Origin of the sequence: Candidatus Burkholderia verschuerenii (genome assembly GCF_001189365.1) — a bacterium.
Classification (GTDB): domain Bacteria; phylum Pseudomonadota; class Gammaproteobacteria; order Burkholderiales; family Burkholderiaceae; genus Caballeronia; species Caballeronia verschuerenii.
The window spans coordinates 1-20,651 of record NZ_LFJJ01000092.1 but is presented as its reverse complement, the minus strand read 5'-3'; the positions used below and the strand labels follow the sequence as shown (position 1 = coordinate 20,651).

The following is a 20,651-nucleotide window of genomic DNA, read 5'->3' as shown; positions in this document are numbered from 1 at the left end:
CAGCATCGAGCGCTATGTCGCACGCTACAACCAGCACAACCGTCCATTTGTCTGGACCGCAACCGCCGATTCCATCCTTCAGAAAGTGGCTCGGTTATGTAAAGTTATTTCTGGGACGGAACACTAGAACAGATTTATTTGCGACCTGCATTTTTAGGAAGGAGTGAGTTCTCTTTGTAAATCAACAATTTAGCGTCTCTTTCCAGAACAGATTCTATTTGCGAGCTGCCAATAGCTGCGAAGATGAATCATCTACCTCCGATTCTTCTTCGCCATGTTGCACATTATCGACCTCTCCCCACTGCGCGCACTGCGCACCGATACTTCCGGCATCGCGGCGCGTCCGCGCGAAGTTTCTGCCACGACAGAGGTCAATGACTTGCTTCAGTCTAATGCTGTCGTCGCAATCGGCGTGAGCGGTGGCAAGGACAGCGTCGCATGCGCGCTAGCGGTTGCTCGCCACCTCGATTTCGTCGGCCATCGCGGACCGCGCATTCTCGTTCACACCGACACCGACCTCGGCCGCGTCGAATGGAAAGATAGCGGACCGGCTTGTGAAAGGCTCGCGGAGCATCTTGGATGGGAGTTGCTGACGGTGCAACGCCAAGCAGGCGACATGCTCGCCAGATGGGAAAAACGATGGTCGAACAATGTTGAGAGATATAGCGATTTGTCCTGCGTGCGGTTGATCCTGCCGTGGAGCACACCTTCCCTTCGATTTTGTACCAGTTACGGTGACCGACCAAGTGTAAACGACCGCTGTGGCACGCTGATCCACGGGGATTCGAAAGTTTCGATGCTCCCGAGGAACTGAAAACGGTCAACAACCTTCATTGAACGCGGTTCGACGGCACGACCTTGTTGACCATCCGTTACCCGTACAGCATCGCGCTGCGGCGCAAGGCCCGGTCGCCGTCCACAGTCTCAGTGCGGCCGAGAGGCGTCGCTTGCTCGCATTGTCGCGCAGACATTCAAACGTCGGCTTGAGTCAGGAACTGGCCATTGCTTTGCCAAGAGTCGGTTTTTAGCTGGTTGGAGCTTTTCGAAGGGGCATATGGTTATATGGCTATGCACAATTGGGTCGCCGCCACGTTTGGGTAGTGGCGCAAAAGATTCAAATGCGGTCTGTCTAGGCTCTAGGTGTTGCAGCGCATCGCGTCGACTGAGGCACTGCGCACTGCACGAGTAATGAGGACGCTGCCGCAAATTCGGCTCGGCAAGATCGAAAAACCACCTCTCGTTGCCAGTCGGAATCGACTAGAGCGTCGATGAGTTGTTGTGGTACATATAACTATGAGGCGTTGTAGGCTCCACGCTGAATCACGCTCAGGAGTTTGACTAGACGTTTTGTTAGGGTTTGACAAATATTCTAGAAACGGCCAAACTGCCTAGCATGTCGAAGAAAACCACCGGAGCCAACATGCCGAAGAAGACTCCCGAACAGGATCTACTGCTGGGGCAGGTCAAACAGGTTGCCGAAGGGCTGGCACAGACCTTTGCCCCATTCACTGAGGTCGTGGTTCATGACCTCCTCGACCCGGGGCATGCGGTGCTCGCGATCCACAACAACCTGTCAGGGCGAGAAGTCGGACAGCCTGCGACAGAACTGGGGCTTGCGCGGATTATGGACCCTACCTACGAGCAGGTCATCGCTAACTATCCGAACCAATTCTCAGATGGTCGCCAAGTGAAGAGCACCTCCATCGGCATCAAGGACTCCAAGGGTGACTACATCGCCGCGTTGTGCATAAACGTCGACCTTACCCTATTCCACGGATTCCAGAATGCGCTAAGCAGGTTCACGGCGGTCGAGGGCGGCACGCCGGCGAGGGAATCGTTGGACCCTGCTAGCGCGGACCGAATTCGCGCCCGTATCGACGTGTTTGCCGCACGCTTGGCGTCAACACCACGCTCGCTTAAACCGGAGGATCGTCGCTCGCTCTTAAAGGAACTCAAAGCGGCCGGCTTGCTTGAGGTCCGCCGCGCGATGGACACCATAGCCGCCCATCTGGGCGTGTCACGCGCTACGGTTTACAACGATGCCAAATGACGCCACGCTCCTCCTCGTCGACAAGAATGTCGTCGAGCAACTGCTCGTACCGGACGATGTCATCGCCGCGGTGCGTGAGGCTTTCAAACTCCACGGACGACAGGCGGGCCGCGTGTTTCCGGTGGTTCGAGAGAAGCTGACCACAGGCGGTGTATTTGGCATCAAGTCCGGCGATGTCAGTAGCCAAAACCTGCTGGGGTTCAAAGCAGCCGGTTTCTGGCCGTCGAATCGGTCGATCGGTGGCGAAGCGCATCAGGCCACAGTACTGCTATTCGACCCGGCCACCGGTCGGCCCTTGTGCGTAATCGACGGCAACGCCATCACCACGGCGCGTACCGCGGCGGCCGGCGCCCTTGGTCTCTCTCTGCTCGCCCGTCAGGACACCGCCGTGGCCACGGTCTTTGGCACCGGCATCCAGGCCAAGGCTCAACTTGGCCTAGCACTCAGAACACTGCCTTTGCTGAAGAACGTTTATTACGTCTCGTTGGATCGGGAACCGCAGGCCGATTTTGAATCTTTGTTTGCGGGCCAATGCATATTGAGATGCGCCACGAATGCAGATGAAGCGGTCGCCCAAAGTGACCTCATCATCACCGCGACGACAGGTGGCGGCCCACTTTTCGACGAAGCAGCGCTCCGCGACGGGACACATTTGAACTGCGTCGGCGCGGACACCCGAGGCAAGCGCGAGCTTGCGGCGGGCGTGCTTGATCGGGCCCGGATCGTCGTCGATGACCTTGAGCAGGCCCGAGAGCTTGGAGAATTGCAATGGGCGCCGCACGCGCCTGCCATCGAGATGGGAGACCTAGTCACGGGCCGTTCCCGATGGCGGCGCGAACCGGCAGATATCAGCGTTTTCGACATGACCGGCCTCGCTTTGCAAGACCTGACCGTCGCTCGCTTGATCCACCACCGCGCTACTGAGCTGGGCCTCGGTGTTACCGCGTCGTGGCCTTGGTAATCGTTGTCCCGGTCTGAACCAAGAATCCGGACGATCCGCGATGATGACTCCCATCGGCATGCTCCTCGCCTTCATCGCACGTCGCCGTGCGACCACTCCGCATGCAGTCAACGGCGACCTTGGCGGATCAGCTCCTAACGCTAAGGGCGCCTAGCGTTTGGTCCCAAGGCCAGTCTTTCATCAGCCAATCGCCTTCCGGTAACCCCCACAACGTCACAGCCATCGTCGCCTTGCTCTCGCAGCGATCTGATACGCGCCAAAGAGGAGTCGGAAACTTGAAATCACACTATGTTGAGCCGCTCAGCGGCACCACTTATCCTTTAGACACGCCTCGGTGGTGTTCGGATGACCGCAGACCGCTGCTGATCTCGCCGCTGGCTAGAATGTCCCGGGATAACATCGTCCGACAACTTCGGTCCCAATGGCGCTATCGCGCATCGCTCCCAGTCGAGATCGTCTCGCCCATCTCTATGGGGGAAGGTTGCACCCCCCTGATCCAGAAGGCATGGGACGACCACCGGCCGCATTTCAAGCTGGAGTGGTTCAGTCCCACAAGCAGTTTCAAGGATCGCGGCACCACGGTGATGCTCTCGATGTTGCGGCAACAAGGTATCACGTCCGTTCTAGAAGACAGTTCAGGCAATGGCGGAGCGTCGGTGGCGGCTTATGGCGCTGCAGGCGCTATGCGCGTGAAGATTGTGGCACCCGCTCACGCGTCGCCCGCGAAGATCGCCCAGATGCGAGCATATGGGGCGGAGGTACAACTGGTCGACGGGCCTCGACAGACGTGTGAGGACGAGGCAGTGCGGCAGTCCGCAAGTATCTTCTTCGCCAACCACAATTGGCAACCATTTTTCCTTGAAGGGACCAAGTCGGTCGGCTACGAAATCTGGGAGGACCTCAACTTCCAGGCGCCGGACAACATCGTCATGCCTGCAGGCGCGGGCAGCAATGTACTCGGTTGTTATCTGGCGTTCTCAGAGCTGATGCGCGCTGGTCAGATTCAGAAAATACCCAAGCTCTTCGTTTGCCAGCCATTGAACTGCTCACCCATCGATGCCAGCTTTCAGGCCGGCGTCACGACTCCAGTTGCGCGAGAGATACGAAAGACAGTATCCGAGGGGACGGCCATCGCCCATCGGTTACGTCCTACTGAGGGCGCGTACACCGCAACCCTTTGGTTCGAGAACGGCGCGTTTGCGTCGCTTTCATACAACGGCTATGCGCATTTTGATTCTGATGAATGGGTTGGCTGGATTGGCGAAATGGGTCGAGCTAAAAGCCTCGACGACTATGGCGTTGCGCGGCGCAAGCTGGCGCGCGTTCAGTCTAAGGACGCGGAGGCGCGGCTTAAGGCGGCAGGCACATACGCGGCGATGCCTACACAGCCCCATCGACGACTAGCGTCGACGTGCCAAAACATCAGCATTTCGGCCCGCTCATCGTGTCGTGCGAGCACGCAGACCTCCGGCCATTGCCGGACAGCATCGTTGTGTATGGAGATGAGCGCTGCCAGCGCATCGCCCTCGAAGCACCCGCCGTCCCGCGTGCCGAAGTGATCGACGAATTGTTCGCGGCCGTTCATGGCGGTATCGCGCCGCTGCATGACGGAAGCTGGGCGCGCGGCACCCTTGAGATCTGTATCGCCATGCTGCGTTCGAGCGCAGAGCAGCGCGATGTGCTTATTGGCGCTTGACGCTCGAGCCTCGTCGACTACGAGAAACAATTAGACAGGAATGCAATTATGAGCAAGCTAAATTTGTCCGTTGCCGTGGGCAACTACGACCGTATGCAGCCGCTGGTGGACGGGGAAGTGCAGATCGATGGTGTCGATCCCGTTTTCATGCTGCAAGACCCGGAAGAAATTTTTTTCCGTGCTTTCCGACATGCCGATTATGACATCTGCGAACTGTCGCTCTCAAGTTACAGCGTGAAGACGGCAGCTGGTACGAGTCTCTATATCGGTGTGCCGATTTTTCCCTCCCGAGCGTTCCGTCACACGTCAATTTACGTCAGAAAGGATCGCGGCATCGAGTCCCCCAGTGACTTGAAAGGCAAGCGCATAGGCGTGCCTGAATATCAGCTCACTGCGAACGTGTGGGCTCGCCTCTTTCTTGAGGAAGACCACGGAGTCAAGGCATCCGACGTGACCTGGGTACGCGGAGGATACGAGGAGACTGGACGCGAGGAGAAAATCAAGCTGAACCTTCCCGCTGACGTGCACCTCGAAAACGCGTCTTCGGATGCGACGATCTCCGGTCTCCTGGCATCCGGTGAAATCGATGCGGTCATTGGTCCGCGCGCGCCGTCATGCTTCACGAACGGCCACCCGAACGTCAAGTACCTTTACGCGGAGCCGCAGAAAGCGGCTGCCGACTGGTATAAGCGTACAAAGCTTTTCCCGATCATGCATTTGCTCGGCATCCGACGCTCGGTTGGCTGAGCAGCATCCGTGGCTCCCGGGAGCAGTCGCAAAGGCGTTTGAACGGTCGAAGCACGTGGCCTTAACGAAACTCAGCGATACGTCGACAACGAAAGTGACCTTGCCATTCGTGGAGGAACAACTGCGAGCAGCGCGTCAACTTATGGGTGACGAGACTTCTGGTCATATGGTTTTGACGCGAACCGCCAGGTCCTGCAGCGATTCCTGGCACGCCATCACGCGGAGGGCTTGTCGTCGCGGAAGCTGGAACCGGAAGAACTGTTTCACCCCGCCACGTTAGAGAGCTTTAAGATCTAAACGTAGACTACCGCTGCTTCGAGAGGCTCCGGTTCGTTTTGGCGATATCGGAGCCTAACTTCATGTCTAGACGGCCGTTACCTCGGATCTTGACATGCAGCAGGTTTAATGGCGGCGATGCGAGCCGCCAGCTCATCAGGAGTTGGGTACCGACTCTTTGAGTCCTTTACTGCTTGTGGTGGCCGTGTCACTCGCTGGCTCCCAGCCGCCCGCCAATGCTTTGTAGAGTCCAACAGTCGCCATCGCGCGACGCATCCGCGCTTCAGCCGCCGAGTCCTGCGCCTGCAGCATTGATCGTTGCGCGTCCAGAACCTGGTAGTAGTCAATCGCCCCCGAGTCGAACCTGGCCTGCGCGAGTCGCGCCGCGAGCGCACTATCTTCGGCGGACCGATCCTGATGTAGGCTCTCGTCGCGCGTGCGTGACACGCGCAGCAGAGCATTTTCCGTTTCTTCCAGTGCGAGTAACACGGTTTGTCGATACTGTGCGAGCTGTCCTGATGCGTTTGCATCGCTCGCCGCGATACGCGCACGTACGCGGCCGACATCGAGAAACGACCAATCTATACCGAGCGCAATCAGATTCATGTCACTGCCCGAGCGAAATACGCCGTAACTCGCCGACATGCTCCCTATCATTCCGCTGAGCGTGAAGCGCGGGAACAAGTCGGCGGTAGCGATGCCTACGCGTGCGGTCGCCGCGTGCAGGCGCGCCTCGGTAGCAGCAATATCAGGGCGTCGCCGCAACAAGTCGCCCGGTGTGCTTGGATCGATATCGGTGGATAGAGACGGCAGCGGGCCAGATCCGTCCAGTTCGGAAATTAGCGCCTCCGGTGGCCGCCCAGTCAGCACGGCGAGGCGATGCTCGTCCATGCCGATCGTCGCTTCATAAGCTGCAATGCGCGAGGTGGTTGACTCAAATTGGGCGCGCGCACGCGCTGCGTCGAGATCAGAGCCTCGTCCAGCCGCGATACGTGCTTCCACCAGGGTCAGTGTCTGGCGCTGATTTTCTGCATTGTCTCGCGCTATCCGCAGGCGCAGTTGTGAGCCGCGTAGATCGACATACGCGTTTGCGACATCGGCAGCCATCGCGACCCGAACCGCGCGGATATCCGCTGCGTTCGCTTCGGTGTCCGCCCGGCTTGCCTCTACGCTGCGGCGCACGCGCCCGAATAAGTCTAGCTCCCACGCGGCATTGATCTGCGCGCTCGATATTGGCGTGTCACGCTGATCTCGCGGTGCGCCGAACGCCTGATCCTGACTCAGCAACTGATGACCGATCTGGCCGCTCGCGGTGACGGTCGGGTAGCGGTCGAACTTTGCATTCGCTAGCAACGCGTTCGAGGCATCGTAGCGCGAGACCGCGACGCGCAGGTCTTGGTTTCCTGCAAGCGCATCGTCAATTAGGCGGCTCAGCACTGGATCGCCAAAACCATGCCAGAACGCCGCGTCAGCGCCCTCGGAGGGAACCTTCGATGCAGCAGTGTTTTCAGCGCGGGCGAAGTTCTCGGTAACGGCGGATGCCGGCTGCTTGAAGTCAGGGCCGACGGCGCAAGCGGCAAGTGCGAGCGATATCGAAATGATCGTCAGACGGAAGTTCATCGGCGTTCTCCTTCGAGCATGCCGTGATGCTCACTCCAAGTCGCAGGCTTGCGCTTGGCAAGCTTGCGGATCGCGACGTAGAAAACTGGCGTGAGAAAGAGTCCGAAAAGCGTGACGCCCAGCATGCCCGCAAACACCGTGACGCCCGTTGCCGCGCGTACTTCGCTGCCCGCGCCGCTGTCAAGCAGTAGCGGCACAGAACCGGCGATGAACGCAACCGAGGTCATCACGATTGGCCGCAACCGAAGGCGGCATGCTTCGAGCGCCGCATCGACAGTCTCCATTCCCTGAATTTCCAGTTCTCGCGCGAACTCGACGATTAGAATCGCGTTCTTACAAGCGAGTCCCATTAAGACGACAAGCCCGACCTGCACAAACACGTTGTTGTCCCCGCCGGCGAGCCATACGCCGAAGAGCGCGGCGCACATGCAGACCGGCACGATTAAGATGACGGCGAGCGGCAGCGTCCAACTCTCGTACAACGATGCCAGCACGAGGAACACGAGCATCACCGCGAGAGGGAACACGACGATGGCCGCGTTGCTTTGAGTGACCTGTTGATAGCTCAAATCTGTCCATTCGAGCGTGATACCCGGAGGTAGTACCTCTTTCGCAATGCGTTGGAGCGTTGCGATGGTCTGTCCAGACGACAGCACTTTCGGGTTCGCCTCGCCGATCAGATCCGCAGCGGGATAGCCGTTGTACCGTACGACGGGATCGGGTCCGTAAGCGGGCGTGATCGTGACCATCGAGCCGATGGGGACCATATCGCCATTGGCGTTGCGCGTGCGCAGATTCCCGATGTCCGCAGCATTTTGACGATGCGCGGCGTCAGCCTGCACCATCACGCGATAAACGCGGCCAAACAGATTGAAGTCGTTCACGTAGACGGAACCCAGATAGGTTTGCAGCGTGTTGAAGAGATCGGTGAGGGCGACGCCTTGTGCCTTCGCCTTCACGCGATCTACCTGCACTTCGAGTTGCGGAATGTTCGCCTGATAGGCACTGACCGGATATCCCATACCGGGCGTTCTCGCAACTGCAGCCTGGAACGCTCCGAGTGCGTTTTGAAGCGCCCCGTAGCCGAGGCCCGCACGATCTTCCAGATAGAGCGAATAGCCAGAGCCATTGCCGAGACCCTGGATCGGTGGCGGCATCAATGCATAGGCAAAGCCGTCCTTGATCGCGCCGAAGCGCTGGTTCAGTTCGGCATTAATTTGTGCGGCGCTGCGATGACGTTCGCCAAAAGGCTTCAGAATCACGTACGAGTTCGTGATGTTCGGCGTGTTGACCACCTGTAATGCGTTGAGCCCGGCATATGCAGGAACCGAATCGATACCTTCGACGCTGTGCGCAATGTCGATCATCTGGCGCGTGACGGCATCGGTGCGCGCGAGCGATGCGCCTTCCGGCAGTTTCGCCCCTGCAAACAGATACAGTTTGTCCTGTACGGGAATGAAGCCGCCTGGCACGGCGTTGAAGAGCCACGCGGTTGCGCCGAGCAGCACGGCATAGACTCCGAACACAAGACCGCGACGCTTCAACGTTCGACTCACTCCGCCGTGGTAGTGGGTCGAGCTACGCTGAAAGAAGCGGTTGAACGGACTGAACAACCATCCGAGAGCACGGTCGAGCACACGTGTGAGCGCATCGGGCGGAGCGCCGTGTGGCCTCAGAAGCTTCGCAGCCAGCGCGGGCGAGAGCGTGAGCGAGTTTATCGCCGAGATGACAGTGGATATCGCGATTGTCACGGCAAACTGCTTGTAGAACTGCCCGGTAACCCCGGAGAGGAATGCCATCGGCACGAACGCGGCGCACAGCACGAGGGCGATGGCAACAATTGGTCCTGACACCTCGCGCATCGCTTGATAGGCGGCCTCCCGCGGCGCAAGCCCCTGTTCAATATTGCGCTCGACGTTCTCCACGACGACGATCGCATCGTCTACCACAATGCCAATGGCGAGTACCAGACCGAACAGCGTCAGCGTGTTGATTGAATAGCCAAGCAGGTAGAGCCACGCAAACGTGCCGATGATAGAGACTGGAACAGCCACGAGCGGAATGACGGAGGCACGCCACGTTTGCAGAAAAAGAATCACCACGAGCACGACAAGTACCACCGCCTCAATGAGCGTGTGTTGCACGGCACGGATCGATTCGCGCACGAATACGGTCGGGTCCCACACGGGCTTGTACGCAACGCCCGGCGGAAAGCGCTTTGAAAGCTCCTCGAGCTTCCCGTAGACCGCTTGGGCGACCGAGAGAGCGTTCGCGCCAGGCGACAGGAAGATACCCACCGTTGATTGGTTGAGGTTGTCGAGCCGGGCGTGGAGCGTGTAGTCTCCTGCGCCGAGTTCAATGCGCGCGACATCCGCGAGCTTAACAACCTGGCCACCATTTCCGTTCTTGAGCACGATGTCGCCGAATTCCTGCACGGTGCGCAAGCGGCCCCGCACGTTGATCGGCACGAGAAAGTCGTTCTTCGCAGGCGTTGGTTCGGCTCCGAGCTGGCCTGCAGACACTTGCACGTTCTGCTCGCGTACCGCTCCGATCACGTCGTTCGCCGTAAGGCCGCGCGAGGCGAGCCGATTCGGATCGAGCCAGATGCGCATCGCGTAGTCTCCGGACCCGTAGAGACCGACATCGCCGATGCCGGGAATGCGTGAGAGCTCGTCCTTTAAATGCAGCGTCGAGTAATTGCGCAGATAAAGCGAATCCCGGCTGTTGTCGGGTGAGTAGAGGCTCACATACATGAGCGGCGTGGGAGACTGCTTTTGCGTGGTGACGCCGTATTGCCGCACTTCCTCCGGCAGACGTGAAAGCGCCTGACTCACGCGGTTTTGAACGCGCACAGCGGCGGTGTCCGGGTCGACACCCGGCAGGAACGTAATGACAACCTGCAGGCTACCGTCCGAACCCGCGACGGATTTCATGTACATAATGCCTTCGACGCCGTTCACCGCCTCTTCGAGCGGCTCAGCGACCGATTCAGCAATCTCCTTCGGATTGGCGCCGGGATACGTGGCGCGTACGACCACGCTAGGCGGCACTACCTCGGGATATTCGCCGGCAGGCAGCATCGGAATAGCAATCAAACCGAGGGCGAAGATGACAATGGACAGCACCACCGCGAAAATCGGACGGTCGATAAAGAAACGGGAGAAGTTCATTGCTGCGGTTCTCCCTGCTTAGGCCCCGCCGGTAAGGCTTTCGGCTTCACCGGCGCTCCTGAGAAGTAAACGCGTTGCAGACCCTCGACGATCACGCGATCGCCGTCGCGCAATCCGCTGGTGACAATGCGCTTGCCGCCGATGTCGCGGCCAAGCGTCACGTCGCGGCGCATCGCGCGGTTACCATCGCCAAGCACATAGACATACCGCCGGTCCTGATCGGTGAGCACGGCCTTGCCGTCTACGAGCAAAGCCCTTTCATCGCGCCCCCCGACGAGTTGAACTCGCGCGTACAGCCCAGGCACGAACGCATGGTCGGTATTGGCGACGCGTACGCGGGCGCGAATCGTGCCGGTCGAGGCATCGAGCCGGTTATCGAGAAAATCGATCGATCCCTCATGCGGAAAGCCTGTTTCGTTTGCAAGTCCGATGTGTACGACATTCGCCGCACCGATGGCGCGCCTGTTTGCATCGGTCCGGGCCGCGCTGTAACGCAGATAGCTTTGTTCGTCGCAATCAAAGTAGACATAGACCGGGTCTTCGGAGACGACTGTTGTGAGCAGCGTCTGATCCGCTTGCGCGAGATTCCCGACTGTGACCACTGCGCGACCTGCGCGGCCCGAAATTGGTGCCCGTACTTCGGTAAAGCCGAGATTGAGCTTCGCATCGTCGACGGCGGCCTGGGCTGCATGCAGGTCGGCGCTGGCTTGTGCTTCGACAGCGCGTGCGGAATCGAGCTCCTCCTGCGACGTCGCTCGCGCTTTTATCAGCGTCTCGACGCGCTCGAGTTGGAGTTTCGCGAGCCGCGCAGCGGCCTGTGCGCGTTGCGATTGGGCGTTGGCACGGTCGAGCGCAATATGATACGGGCGCTGGTCGATGACGAAAAGCAAGGCTCCTTGGGCCACCGATTCACCTTCGCGAAACGCGACGCGTTGCAGATAGCCGCTCACACGTGGCCGCAGTTCGACCGCATCGACTGCTTCGACGCGACCGTTAAATTCGTCGGAGAGGTGAACGTCGTGCCGAATAACGGACGCAACGCCGACTTCAGGCGGGGGAGGTGTGTCGGCTTGCGGGCGCCCGCATCCAGAAAGCGCAACTACCATAAGACACGCAGCGCGCCACGCGGGCAACGGACGCGCCAGCGCAGAATACGGGGGAGGAGAGAAGTCGCACATTTCGGATGATCGATTGATGAAGTGCGCGCATTCTAAAAGTTAAAGTAAACTTGAAGTAAAGAGAAACCGGGAGTATCGACATGGTTATTTCACGCATCCCACGTGTAGGTAGCGACCCGCTTCTGCCCATCAGCGAGGTAGCGGCGCGAAGTGGCGTCGCATCATCGGCTCTGCGGTTCTATGAATCACGCGGACTTATCGCTTCGAGCAGAGAGGGATCTAGTCGCCGCTACTATCCGCGCTCGGCGCTGCGGCGTATTGCATTCATCGTATTCGCGCAGCGGATCGGCTATACGCTCGAGGAAATCGCGCAACAGCTCGCGAGCCTGCCTAAAGAAACGCTTCCAACGAACAAGGACTGGCAGCGCCTGTCGCGCGATTGGAAGCAACGTGTGGTGCAGAAGATTGCGGAACTGGAGAAACTCAACATGGACCTCGATCATTGCATCGGCTGCGGATGCATGTCCCTGAAGCGCTGCAGGCTTGGCAACCCAGATGACCGCGCTGGGAACGCGGGGCCAGGCGCGCGACGCTGGATCGACGACACGCCAGCGGAATGAGGCCTCTCCAGCCGTCGCGCGATTTCCGAACTACCAGTTCCGGGGCTCAACCAGGCAATCGTGTTGCCACGACTTAATTCCATGGACCCATCTGACGCTTGGTTTTGATCTCGTCGTCAGCAAGTCGCCTGAACTGAAAGGCAGGGAAAACGCGCATGAGGACATCGATTTGCTCGCGACGTGTACGGTTCGGCGCCAATGTGCGCAAACTCAGTTCGTCATCTGGGAGCACCGATTAGTCGCTCGGCAAGCGTGAGAGCGCCGCTTTTCAGAATCTCGGCTTGGTACTCCTAATCATCTGCGTCGACCATCTTGCAAGGAAAGGCAATGCCGAGCGCAGCAATTAATTCGCCATCACGCCCGACAACGGGCACTGCCATGGCGCCGCCAATATCTGGGATGCGCTCACCGTCGGAGGTGGCGTACCCCTGACGGAATACAAGCTTCAGTTCCGCTTCAATCGCTACGGGATCCGTGATTGTCCGTCCCGTTACGCGTTCCGATGGAACAGTGCGAAGCATTTTCTGACGGGTCGATTCTTCGGCATATGTGGCGAGCACTTTTCCGACGGCTGTCGCGTGGAACGGAAAGTACGACCCAAAGTTCGACGAGAGATCGACCGGAACCGGCCCGCGATGCCAATCAAGTACAGCGGCTTTAAATTGTCCAGAACCGACAGCGTCGCGTTGAAGCCGCTGCGATCCACGACACCTCTGAACACAGGGAAGGCTTGCCGAGTCAGCGGGTCGAACTGCACAAACCGCGCGCCAAAGACGTAGGCCCCTCCGACCGAATAGGTGCGCGTACGCGGGTCCTGCTCAAGCCATCCTGCGTCCCGAAAACTCCCGAGAATCCGCGAGACCTGGCTTTGGGGAAGGCTGAATCGCTCCGCCAGCTCCCCGATCGTCTTTTGCCAGTTCGTTCCTCGGTGAGTTTGCGTCCTCGAAGAGCATTTTCTAGTCCCAATGGCTTCGCATTACGGTCGCGTCTTCGATATGTCCCCGAGAAACTCGAGTCGCACGACAGATCTTGTCGGCCGAGGCCTCCTTCAAAACGCCGTCGGTCCATCTCTCCTCAGACGCTTTTAGATGAGCTCGCATCGCGGCCTGTGCAGCGATGGGATCGGCCGCTCTCAGTGCTTTCCAAATATCTTCATGTTCGCGTATCGCTGCGCTCCACGTCTCCGCACTCTCCGTGTGGTCCCGCATGGCGGCGGCGATCGGGTCATGGCGGCTATCGAAAAGCTGGCCAACGAAACGACGTAGGACCGCGTTGCCCGAAGCTTCTGCGATAAGCATATGGAACAGACGGTCCGCCTCAATCGGAGACTTGCCAGCAATTGCCAACCGGCGCATGCGGTCGATGGAGCGGCGTATACGCTCTAACATGGCCGCGGTCATGCGCGCGGCCGAGCACCGCCACGCTCCCCTCAATCGCTGCCCGCGCTTGCATTAGCTCCGATGGGCTGTCGCCGAGTGCCTCCACTGCCGCAGTGCTGTTATCGTCAAAGTTTGCGTCCCGAACATAGACTCCAGATCCAACTCGAATTTCCACCTTACCTCCAATTTCCAGCGCGATTAGCGCTTCTCGCAACGATGGCCGCGAAACGCCCAGTTTGAGCGCTAATTCGCGCTCCGCTGGTAGACGCTCTCCCGGAGGAAACTCGCCTTCCTTGATCAGCTTGACGATCTGGCTAGCGACCGATTGGTAAAGCCGCTTTGGTTCGAGTGATTTCATTAAGCGATTAGTAAAGGTAAGGATGCAAGTAGACAGGGCGCTTCAGTCTAGCACTCGATTGGAGCACGCCGCGGCCGTCCACAAGACTGACCGCGTAGGGTTTTCACTATTGGTAAGAACGGTTAGAAAAACACAAATTGACTTGACCACATCACGAAACCCCTGTTTAATCTGTCGCAAATGGACTGACCAGCGACACGCCAGGTTGGCCCCTTCACAGGAGATGCTATGGCAACGCCCCACGGTCTGTTGGCTTCTGCAGCAGAAGCGTCTTACCTTTCCAAGCCGGAGATCCTGCGCCTCGAGGGGATTGGCAAGCGTTTTCCTGGTGTCGTCGCGCTGGACGGCATAAACCTAGATCTTCGCGTCGGGGAAGTACATGCCGTGTGCGGTGAGAATGGGGCGGGGAAGTCGACGCTGATGAAGATCATCAGCGGGCAATACCGCCCAGACAGCGGCACGATCTGCTATCGAGGAGAACAGGTCCAATTTGCTTCGACGTCCAACGCCCAAGCTGCTGGGATTGCGATCATCCATCAAGAACTCAACCTAGTACCGCATCTAAGCGTGGCCGAGAACCTGTTCCTCGCACGCGAACCGAAGCGCGGTCCATTCGTTGACAAGCGCAAGCTCAACGAGACGCCAAGCGATGTTTAGCGCGCCTCGGATTCAACATTGCGCCCTCGACCCTTGTTGGCTCGCTCTCGATCGCGCAGCAGCAGATAGTAGAGATCGCAAAGGCACTGTCCCTTGATGCTCAAGTGTTGATCATGGATGAGCCAACGTCCTCACTGACGGAGGCAGAGACCGTCTACCTTTTCCGCATCATCAAGGAACTGAGGGAAACCGGCGTTGCGATCTTATATATTTCTCATCGTCTGGACGAAATGCAGCACATCGTTGATAGAGTGACAGTCCTGCGCGATGGCCGTTATATCTCAACAGACGACTTTGCTTCGCTTTCAATCAACGAAATTGTGGCGCGTATGGTTGGACGGCCGCTTGACGACGCCTATCCAGCACGGCGATCCGTTCCAACGACCAATGTACTTCTCAGCGCCCGAGACTTGTGTCGCAGCGGGGTTTTCGGTCCGGTCTCGTTTGACCTACGCAAGGGCGAAATACTCGGTTTTGCCGGTCTGATGGGTGCGGGCCGCACTGAAGTGGCTCGGGCAATATTCGGTGCCGACAAGCTGGACGGCGGGACGATTACTCTTAGAGGGGAGGCAGTATCGATCCGCTCGCCGCGAGAGGCCATTCGCCACGGCATCGCTTACCTCTCTGAAGACCGGAAGAAAGAGGGCTCGCTCTGGCGATGCCGATCTCCTCCAACATCACTCTCGCGAACGTTCGAGGCGTAGCTCCATCGGGCTTCCTGCGCGTTGGCGAAGAAGCTCGTGTTGCGCAGCAGTATGTCAAAGATCTCGGCATCCGTACCCCGTCAATCCACCAGATCGTGCGTAACCTCTCAGGCGGTAATCAGCAAAAGGTGGTTATCGGCAAATGGCTGTATCGGGGCTCCAACATTCTCTTCTTCGATGAGCCAACACGTGGCATTGACGTCGGCGCCAAGTTCGCGATCTATGGGCTCATGGACCGACTGGCAGTCGAAGGCGTTGGCGTCGTCTTGATCAGTTCGGAGCTACCCGAATTACTCGGTATGACAGACCGAATTGCTGTTTTTCATGAAGGGCGCATGTCAGCCGTTCTTGAGACTAAATCAACCAACCAAGAGGAAATTATGCACTACGCTTCGGGGCGCACCTATGCTTGAAATGACTTCCGACATCAGCCAAGCTGCCAAGCGGTCCGCGCAACAGCGCCGCCGCGATCTCATACAAAAATTCGCAGCCTTCGGCAGTCTAGTGCTATTGGTGATTGCCTTTTCTCTAACCAGCTCCGCCTTCCTATCGGTCGATAACCTCATGACCGTAAGTCTGCAGGTAACATCGATTGCCTATCTTGGTGTCGCTGCGACCTGCGTCATCATTACCGGAGGGATTGACCTGTCGGTCGGCTCGGTCCTTGCCCTGGCAGGCGTCGGGGCAGCGCTGCTTGTCAAGCTCGGAGCCCCTGTACCTGCAGCAATGCTCTCTGGCGTGCTTATCGGTGCCCTCTGCGGGTTCGTCAATGGAATCTGCGTCACCCGCATGGGCTTGCCCCCCCTTTATTGCAACTCTGGGCATGATGCTTGTCGCTCGCGGCATAGCTTTGCAAGTCACCGGGGCACGCCCGGTGTCAGACCTCGGAGATTCCTTTGGCTCTCTAGGTAATGGCGCACTATTTCGGATCTCGCGCATCGGCGCCGATGGGTTTCCGGATACTACTTTCCCGGGGATCCCGTACCCGGTAATCATCATGGTGGTCCTGTTTCTGGGCGTGTCCGTGCTGCTTTCAAAAACCTCACTTGGCCACCATATCTATGCGGTAGGGTCGAATGCTGAAGCCGCTCGGCTATCCGGTGTCAATGTCCAAGGCGTCAAGCTTTTTACTTATGTGCTTTCGGGAGCATTGGCCGGCGTGACGGGATGTGTCCTGATGTCTCGACTCGTCACGGGCCAGCCTAACGAGGGTGTCATGTACGAACTGGATGCAATCGCAAGTTCAGTAATTGGCGGTACGTCGCTCATTGGCGGCGTCGGCACGATCTCGGGCACGGCTATCGGTGCGTTTGTAATCGGCGTGCTTCGCAATGGGCTCAACATGAACGGGGTCTCCAGTTTTATCCAGCAGATCATCATCGGGGTGGTGATCCTCGGAACGGTCTGGATTGACCAACTACGCAACCGCAGGCCTTAATCGTTTGCCACTGAAGTTTAACAAAGAAGACAGGAGCGAGACATGAAGAAATATTTAATACCTACGGCATCAGCATTGCTGTTTGCAACCCTCAACACGGGCGCTTATGCATCAGGCGGTGAGATCGCAGTGATTGTCAAGACGGTGAACTCCAACTACTGGCAGAACGTGCAAAAAGGGGCAAACGCAGCCATCGCCAATGCCAAGGGTTATACATTGACCTATCAGGGGCCTGCCTCGGAGTCCGCGATCACGGACGAGGTTAACATGGTCGTAAATGCGGTAAATCGACATGTCGCGGGCATTGTTCTCGCACCTTCTGATCCTGATGCACTGGTACCTGCAATAAAGAAGGCGTGGGAAGCCCACATCCCAGTCGTTCTGATTGACTCAACCATTTCGGAGTCCGGAAAACAGTATTACCAGTCCTTCTTGTCAACCGACAATGAAAAAGCCGGCGAGATGTGCGCGAAGGTGCTCATCGATCGAGTCGGACAATCGGGAAAGGTTGCGATTATGTCCTACGTCCCCGGTGCTGGTTCGGAAGTCAGCCGCGTCGGGGGCTTCCGCAAATACATCACCAATCACTCGAAGCTTCAAGTCGTGGGTCCCTTCTACTCGCAGTCACAGATGGCGACCGCTCTTAATCAAACAACAGATGTGCTGTCGGCGAATCCGGATCTGAAGGGAATTTTTGGGGCCAACGAACCGACTGCTATTGGTGTCGGTCGTGCGCTCAAACAGTCTGGGAAGGCAGGAAAACTTGTAGCCGTAGGTTTCGACGGGAATGAAGATTTGCAAGGCTTCGTGCGCGACGGAACCGTGCAGGCAATTGCCGTTCAGGGATCTTGGCAGATGGGCTACAAAGGTATTCAAACGGTGGTCAATGTGATCGAACGCAAGCCTGTCGCGAAGCAGGTCGACACCGGTGTGGTGATGGTCGACAAGCAAAATCTCGACTCGAAAAAAGCAAAGAACGTCCTTTACTAGTTGCCAGGCGGGCCCGCGAGTTGATCGTGCTACTCATCGCCCCGCAAGTTCCCGAATTAAAGAAGTCACGGCTATCATGAAAGCACACGAGACATGTGTTTTGCCCCGCAGCGGACTTTCGCTTACGGCGATTGGTTTGGGCTGCGCTCAACTGGGCGGATTATACGGGCCCATGTCGCGCGCAGAAGCGTTAGCGATCGTCGAAGCCGCGTGGAGCGCAGGCGTTCGATACTTCGACACCGCGCCATTTTACGGCTATACACTTTCCGAGTAGCGTGTCGGCGAGATTTTAGGCGATTGTCATAGAAGCAATTTTACTCTTAGCACGAAAGTCGGACGCTTAATGCGGCCTGATTCCAGCGTTAGGCCAGGTGACGACGGCTGGGCTATACCCCTTCCATTTCGCCCCGAGTTTGATTACTCGTATGGAGGGATCATGCGTTCATACGAGGACAGCTTGCAACGGCTTGGGATGCATCAGATCGACATTTTGTACGTGCATGACATTGGCAGTGCAACACATGGCCACTGACACTGGGAATTTTGGGCCCAATTGACGGAAGGGGGTGGTTTCAGAGCGCTGGAAGAGTTGCGAACCAATGGTGCTGTTCGCGGCATTGGAATTGGCGTCAACGAATGGGAAGTGGCGGCAGATGCACTGCAAGAGGCCGAGCTTGATGTCATTCTCTTAGCAGGTCGGTACACCTTGCTTGAACAGACAGCGCTGAAGCCGCTATTAGATGTCTGCGCACAGGCCGGGACCGCTGTTATGGTCGGCGGGGTCTTTAATTCGGGCGTTCTAGCTGGAAACGGTAAATACAACTATGGAGATGCGCCGGCAGAGGTCGTCGATAGGGTGAGGGCGCTTTCGACGGTTTGTCAACGCTTCGACATCGCGCTTCCTGCCGCGGCGGTCCAGTTTGTGTTCGCCCATCCAGCTGTTGTTTCGTGCGTGGTGGGAGTCCGAAGCGTGGCCCAGTTCCAGCAAAACGTCGCATGGCTAGAGACGGCGATACCGGCAGCGTTCTGGAACGCACTTCACTTCGAGGGACTGATCTCAAGTAACGCTCCGATTCCGAAAGGAGTGTAATGATGCCGCGCATCGATGCACATCAGCACTATTGGCAAATGGCGGCCGAGCGGGGAACTGGCCACCGGCGCTCGACGCGAATTATCGCGATTTCTGTGCCGCCGACCTTATAACAGATCTCATCGAGAACAAGATTGACGGTACGGCGCTGGTTCAGTCGTTGCCGACCGACAAAGATATTCATTACCTTCTTGACATTGCAGACAGGACAGAAACTGTCGCAGCGGTCGTTGGTTGGATCGACTTGCAAATGCCGAGTGCTGACCAAAGCATCGCTGCGTTCGCTGATCATCCGAAGGGCCACGGACTGCGCCCGATGCTGCAGGACCTCCTTGACGACGACTGGATTTCACGCACAGCGCTGGAGCCAGCGGTCGCGGCCATGGTTGATCACGGTCTTTGCTTCGACGCCTTGGTCTTTCCGAGGCATCTACCAGCGTTATAAGAGTTTGCCCAGCGTTTTCCCGAACTGTCGATCGTAATAGATCATGGTGCTAAACCGGCTGTCGCATCCGGACAGCGCGAGCCATGGTTGTCATTCATGAGGCCACTTGCGACGCTTCCGAACGTTCACTGCAAAAACTGTCAGGCTTGTGGACAGAGGCTGGCTCGCTCTCAGATTTGGAGGTCGCTCGGAGTCGCGTTGCCCCTTATATCGAGTCGCTGGCCGATATGTTCGGCCCGGTGCGCCTCATCCGGGGAAGCGATTGGACAGTTATACTAACTGTCTAGAAGCACGACAGGCTTTATCGCGACTGGCTCGCATCCTGTGAGGACGAATGCCGAGGCCTGTTTGGGGAATCGGCCAGTCAAGACATTTTTTTGGCGGCAACGCCTATCGATTGTATGGCATCGGTTCGTCCCGAAGTGATGCCAATTAACAAGGAAACCCTTATGCTTACCGTGATCTGCGAGTCACCGGGAAAACTGCGCGCGGATCAATCAGATATTCCCATGCGGAGCGCGGAAGAAGTTTTGATGCGCGTGAGCCGTGTTGGAGTGTGCGGCACGGCTACATATCTTCACCGGAAATCAACCGTACCTGCAATACCCGCGTGTAATGGGACACGAGCTGTCCGCTGTGGTCCTCGAAGCGGATAGTGCGTCAGGGCTCGTTGCAGGCGACGGCGTTTATGTGATGCCTTATCTTTCTTGCGGCAAATGCGTGGCTTGTCGCCAAGGAAAGACTAATTGCTGCGTGAACATCAAGGTGCTCGGCGTGCATCAGGATGGTGCGATGACCAAATATCTCAGCGTGCCATCGCAGTTCGTGCACAAGGCAGAAGGCGTTACGCTTGACCAAGCAGCAATGCTTGAGTTTCTTGCTATCGGTGCGCACGCAGTGCGACGCGCCGATGTGCGGCAAGGCCAGCGGGTGCTTGTTGTCGGGGCAGGCCCGATTGGAATGGCGGCAATGATCTTCGCTTCGCTAAGAGGAAGGCGCGTCGTTTACCTGGACACCCGCGCCGACCGGCTCTCCTTTTGCACAAGCCATCTTACGATAGAAACGGCGGTTGTCGTCGGACCGGACGACGCTGCTCGGCTAGCCTCACTCACCGACAACGAGTTCTTCGATGTTGTCTTCGATGCGACCGGAAACATCGATGCTATGAACCGCGGGTTCGGATTCATCGCACATGGCGGTAAGTCGTCGGCCCTTCAGAATTAGTCGAAGTCAAGGGTGGCAAGGGGCCGCCGGAAGATCGTGTTTCCCAGAACTCCCAGAAGCAATATTGATCTGAATGGTTTCCTGGGAGTTTGGAACTTCGCCGATGAG

Annotated in this window: 13 protein-coding genes and 8 pseudogenes; 15 read left to right on the top strand and 6 right to left on the bottom strand. The window is 57.8% G+C overall.

Annotation, left to right across the window (positions count from 1 at the left end; translation table 11 throughout):
- From BVER_RS33935 to BVER_RS16380, 7 genes and pseudogenes are all read left to right on the top strand, one after another.
- A pseudogene (locus BVER_RS33935) lies at window positions 1-127 on the top strand (IS630 family transposase); the annotation flags it as partial.
- Window positions 128-274: 147 nt separating this feature from the next.
- Entirely contained in the window at window positions 275-814 is a 540-nt protein-coding gene (locus BVER_RS30240; protein WP_232316584.1) for a tRNA lysidine(34) synthetase, read from the top strand.
- Window positions 815-1,420: 606 nt separating this feature from the next.
- Complete coding sequence (locus tag BVER_RS16400) at window positions 1,421-2,050, top strand: helix-turn-helix transcriptional regulator (RefSeq protein ID WP_050454213.1); 630 nt, start codon at window positions 1,421-1,423, stop codon at window positions 2,048-2,050.
- Window positions 2,040-3,011, top strand: a complete 972-nt coding sequence (locus BVER_RS16395; RefSeq protein ID WP_050454212.1) for an ornithine cyclodeaminase family protein — start codon at window positions 2,040-2,042, stop codon at window positions 3,009-3,011. The genes BVER_RS16400 and BVER_RS16395 overlap by 11 nt, the downstream gene beginning before the upstream one ends.
- A gap of 275 nt (window positions 3,012-3,286) precedes the next feature.
- Complete coding sequence (locus tag BVER_RS16390) at window positions 3,287-4,570, top strand: threonine synthase (protein ID WP_232316583.1); 1,284 nt, start codon at window positions 3,287-3,289, stop codon at window positions 4,568-4,570.
- Window positions 4,567-4,707: a hypothetical protein gene (locus BVER_RS33930; RefSeq protein WP_232316582.1), complete on the top strand. Its 141-nt coding sequence runs from the start codon at window positions 4,567-4,569 to the stop codon at window positions 4,705-4,707. The genes BVER_RS16390 and BVER_RS33930 overlap by 4 nt, the downstream gene beginning before the upstream one ends.
- Window positions 4,708-4,755: 48 nt before the next feature.
- Window positions 4,756-5,751 (top strand): annotated as a pseudogene (locus BVER_RS16380) (ABC transporter substrate-binding protein).
- Between the two features lie 135 nt (window positions 5,752-5,886).
- On the opposite strand, the gene BVER_RS16375 reads toward BVER_RS16380, so the two are convergent.
- Genes BVER_RS16375 through BVER_RS16365 form a run of 3 tightly spaced genes read right to left on the bottom strand, consistent with a single transcriptional unit; the run spans window position 5,887 to window position 11,698 of the window.
- Window positions 5,887-7,350 (bottom strand): efflux transporter outer membrane subunit, encoded by a 1,464-nt coding sequence (locus BVER_RS16375; RefSeq protein WP_050454211.1) that lies wholly within the window; start codon window positions 7,348-7,350, stop codon window positions 5,887-5,889.
- Window positions 7,347-10,520, bottom strand: a complete 3,174-nt coding sequence (locus BVER_RS16370) for an efflux RND transporter permease subunit (protein ID WP_050454210.1) — start codon at window positions 10,518-10,520, stop codon at window positions 7,347-7,349. Before BVER_RS16370 ends, BVER_RS16375 begins: the two co-directional genes overlap by 4 nt.
- The gene (locus BVER_RS16365; protein WP_050454209.1) at window positions 10,517-11,698 is read right to left on the bottom strand and encodes an efflux RND transporter periplasmic adaptor subunit; all 1,182 of its coding nucleotides are present in this window, start codon (window positions 11,696-11,698) and stop codon (window positions 10,517-10,519) included. Before BVER_RS16365 ends, BVER_RS16370 begins: the two co-directional genes overlap by 4 nt.
- A gap of 80 nt (window positions 11,699-11,778) precedes the next feature.
- Between BVER_RS16365 and soxR the strand changes: the two genes are divergently transcribed.
- Complete coding sequence (gene soxR, locus BVER_RS16360; RefSeq protein WP_050454208.1) at window positions 11,779-12,258, top strand: redox-sensitive transcriptional activator SoxR; 480 nt, start codon at window positions 11,779-11,781, stop codon at window positions 12,256-12,258.
- A gap of 290 nt (window positions 12,259-12,548) precedes the next feature.
- On the opposite strand, the pseudogene BVER_RS16355 reads toward soxR, so the two are convergent.
- From BVER_RS16355 to BVER_RS33925, 3 genes and pseudogenes are all read right to left on the bottom strand, one after another.
- A pseudogene (locus BVER_RS16355) lies at window positions 12,549-12,866 on the bottom strand (IclR family transcriptional regulator domain-containing protein); the annotation flags it as partial.
- Window positions 12,749-13,153, bottom strand: a complete 405-nt coding sequence (locus BVER_RS35955; RefSeq protein WP_369094833.1) for a helix-turn-helix domain-containing protein — start codon at window positions 13,151-13,153, stop codon at window positions 12,749-12,751. The pseudogene BVER_RS16355 and the gene BVER_RS35955, both read right to left, overlap by 118 nt.
- Window positions 13,154-13,214: 61 nt before the next feature.
- Window positions 13,215-13,995, bottom strand: a pseudogene (locus BVER_RS33925) (FadR/GntR family transcriptional regulator).
- A 228-nt stretch (window positions 13,996-14,223) separates the two neighbouring features.
- Here BVER_RS33925 and BVER_RS16345 point away from each other — a divergent pair.
- The 7 genes and pseudogenes from BVER_RS16345 to BVER_RS16320 all read left to right on the top strand — a co-directional run.
- A pseudogene (locus BVER_RS16345) lies at window positions 14,224-15,769 on the top strand (sugar ABC transporter ATP-binding protein).
- Window positions 15,762-16,794: pseudogene (locus tag BVER_RS16340) on the top strand (ABC transporter permease). The pseudogenes BVER_RS16345 and BVER_RS16340 overlap by 8 nt, the downstream one beginning before the upstream one ends.
- 42 nt (window positions 16,795-16,836) lie before the next feature.
- Window positions 16,837-17,784 (top strand): ABC transporter substrate-binding protein, encoded by a 948-nt coding sequence (locus tag BVER_RS16335; RefSeq protein ID WP_050454206.1) that lies wholly within the window; start codon window positions 16,837-16,839, stop codon window positions 17,782-17,784.
- 76 nt (window positions 17,785-17,860) lie between these two features.
- Window positions 17,861-18,874: pseudogene (locus BVER_RS16330) on the top strand (aldo/keto reductase).
- Window positions 18,875-18,905: 31 nt separating this feature from the next.
- Window positions 18,906-19,319, top strand: a complete 414-nt coding sequence (locus tag BVER_RS33920; protein WP_232316581.1) for an amidohydrolase family protein — start codon at window positions 18,906-18,908, stop codon at window positions 19,317-19,319.
- 24 nt (window positions 19,320-19,343) lie between these two features.
- Window positions 19,344-19,598, top strand: a complete 255-nt coding sequence (locus BVER_RS33915; protein WP_332309120.1) for an amidohydrolase family protein — start codon at window positions 19,344-19,346, stop codon at window positions 19,596-19,598.
- Window positions 19,599-19,768: 170 nt separating this feature from the next.
- Window positions 19,769-20,522 (top strand): annotated as a pseudogene (locus BVER_RS16320) (alcohol dehydrogenase catalytic domain-containing protein); the annotation flags it as partial.
- Window positions 20,523-20,651 lie beyond the last annotated feature (129 nt).

Coding starts and splice junctions, on each gene's coding strand:
- BVER_RS30240 (WP_232316584.1), top strand. CDS start 275: ATGTTGCACATTATCGACCTCTCCCCACTGCGCGCACTGCGCACCGAT.
- BVER_RS16400 (WP_050454213.1), top strand. CDS start 1,421: ATGCCGAAGAAGACTCCCGAACAGGATCTACTGCTGGGGCAGGTCAAA.
- BVER_RS16395 (WP_050454212.1), top strand. CDS start 2,040: ATGCCAAATGACGCCACGCTCCTCCTCGTCGACAAGAATGTCGTCGAG.
- BVER_RS16375 (WP_050454211.1), bottom strand. CDS start 7,350: ATGAACTTCCGTCTGACGATCATTTCGATATCGCTCGCACTTGCCGCT.
- BVER_RS16370 (WP_050454210.1), bottom strand. CDS start 10,520: ATGAACTTCTCCCGTTTCTTTATCGACCGTCCGATTTTCGCGGTGGTG.
- BVER_RS16365 (WP_050454209.1), bottom strand. CDS start 11,698: ATGTGCGACTTCTCTCCTCCCCCGTATTCTGCGCTGGCGCGTCCGTTG.
- soxR (WP_050454208.1), top strand. CDS start 11,779: ATGGTTATTTCACGCATCCCACGTGTAGGTAGCGACCCGCTTCTGCCC.
- BVER_RS16335 (WP_050454206.1), top strand. CDS start 16,837: ATGAAGAAATATTTAATACCTACGGCATCAGCATTGCTGTTTGCAACC.